The organism is Micromonospora sp. NPDC001898, from assembly GCF_042891255.1.
Classification (GTDB): Bacteria; Actinomycetota; Actinomycetes; order Mycobacteriales; family Micromonosporaceae; genus Micromonospora.
The window spans coordinates 1-1,063 of the sequence record NZ_JBIATC010000054.1; the positions used below are offsets into that span (position 1 = coordinate 1).

Below are 1,063 nucleotides of genomic sequence, written 5' to 3' on the forward strand. Positions count from 1 at the left end.
CATCGAGGAGCTGGGACATTCTCTCACCAGGGGTGTCCCAGTCCAGGGTTTGTCGGGGGCGTCCGTTGAGTTCGTCGGCGATGGCGTCGAGGTCGGTTTGGGTGAGGGTGCGGAAGTCGGTGCGGCCTTTGGGGAAGTACTGGCGGAGTAGGCCGTTGGTGTTCTCGTTGGAGCCGCGTTGCCAGGGGCTGTGGGGGTCGCAGAAGTAGACCGGGCAGTCGGTGGCGATGCTGAATTGGCGGTGGCGGGCCATTTCGGTGCCCTGGTCCCAGGTCAGCGAGGCGCGTAGTCGTCGGGGCAGCCAGGTCATCGCGGTGGCCAGTTGCGTGGCGACGTGCTCGGAGAGTTTGCCTTCGGGCAGGCCGACCAGGATCACGAAGCGGGTCTGCCGTTCGACCAGGGTGGCGATGGCGGACCCGCCGTTCGGGCCCCGACCGCCCTCGAGGAGGTCGCCTTCCCAGTGCCCGGGCACGGCCCGGTCCGCCGCTTCGGCAGGCCGGGCGCTGATGTTCAGACCCAGCCAGGGCCGCTGCGAACGGATCGCCCCGGCGGCCTGGGATCGGCGGCGTCGGGCAGCCCGACCAGAACGCAACGCGACCTGCCGGGTCAACTCGGCCCGCAGGTTACCCCGGGCTTGCAGGTAGATCGCCTGATAGATCGTCTCGTGGGACACCCACAGGTGCGGTGAGTGCGGATGGTCGCGCCGCAACCGCAGGGCGATCTGCTGCGGCGACCACCGATGCCCCAGCCAATCGATCACCAACCGGCGCAGTGGCCCCTCCACCGTCAGCTTGCAGGCCCGCTTCGCCCGCCGGTGACGCAGCCACGCCGCCCACTCCGCGGCTGACGGCCGGTACACCTGCCCATACCGCTCGAACCGGCCGACCTCCCGACTCACCGTCGACGGCGCCCGCCCCAACCGGCGAGCGATCTCCCGCACAGACAGCCCCGCCGCCCGACCCAAACCAATCTCTTCACGTTCCCCCGCCGACAACCGCGCCGCCATCAGCAACCACCTCCACCACCATCAACGAAGGTGTTGCAACCACCGGTTGAGCCCAAG

Annotated in this window: 1 protein-coding gene; it reads right to left on the minus strand. The window is 69.3% G+C overall.

The annotated features are described in order from the left end of the window. The coding region (locus tag ACFYZF_RS30650) for an IS30 family transposase (protein WP_387026673.1) at positions 1-940 on the minus strand (940 nt) is incomplete at its 3' end. Positions 941-1,063 lie beyond the last annotated feature (123 nt).